The sequence below is a fragment of the Gluconobacter sp. P1D12_c genome (genome assembly GCF_018812105.1).
Lineage (GTDB): Bacteria > Pseudomonadota > Alphaproteobacteria > Acetobacterales > Acetobacteraceae > Gluconobacter > Gluconobacter oxydans_A.
In genome coordinates, this window is the sequence record NZ_JACSIQ010000069.1 from 1 (window position 1) to 857 (window position 857).

The 857-nt window shown below is 59.3% G+C and carries 1 pseudogene; it reads left to right on the plus strand.

The window, feature by feature from the left end:
- Positions 1-857: pseudogene (locus KP705_RS15530) on the plus strand (Tn3 family transposase); the annotation flags it as partial.

The following is an 857-nucleotide window of genomic DNA, read 5'->3' on the forward strand; positions in this document are numbered from 1 at the left end:
CCTGGCTCTCGTGGCTGCGTAACCCGCCCTTGTCACCAGCCGCGCGCAATATCCTGCGATTGCTGGAACGCCTGGAGTGTGTACGATCCCTGAACCTCGACAGCGCTCGCGCCACGACCATACCGCGTGTGGCCTTTGACCGTTTGAGCGAAGAAGCTGCCCGGATTACGCCCCAGCATCTGGCCGAGCTTCGGTCATCCCGTCGTTACGCCATTCTGGTGGCAGCCGGGGTCCGACTTGAGGAGGTTCTAACCGACGCGGCCCTCACAATGATGGACAAACTCCTCGGAAGCATGATGCGCCGTGCCGAGCACCGGATCCGTGACAAAGCGATTGTCACCATGCGATCGTTGCAGGCCCAGCTTCGTCTGCTGACAACCTCTTGCCGTCATCTGATTGAGGCCCGTGATCAGGGCGTTGATTCACTGTCTGCCATTACGGGAATTGACTGGCCCCGCCTCCAGGACGCCATCGGCAGGGCTGAAACCCTGACAGCTCCAGAGACCATTGATCGCACGGCCGAACTGATCAACCGGCATCGCTCTCTTCGTCCTGCCATTGGTCCATTCCTGAACGCGTTCCAGTTTCAGGGTGGTCGCACGGTACAGGGATTACTGAAGGCGGTGCAGATCATTGGAGACCTCTATCGGACCGGTAAACGCCGCTTGCCTGACTCCTGTCCGATCCGTTTCATTCCGCCTTCCTGGCACAGCTTTGTCAGGCCAGAGGGAACAGTCATACGACAGGCTTACGAACTCTGTGTTCTGACCCAGCTGCGCGAGCGTCTGCGTGCCGGAGACATCTGGGTAACGGAAAGTCGCCAATACCGCGCATTCGACACCTACCTTCTTCCGGAA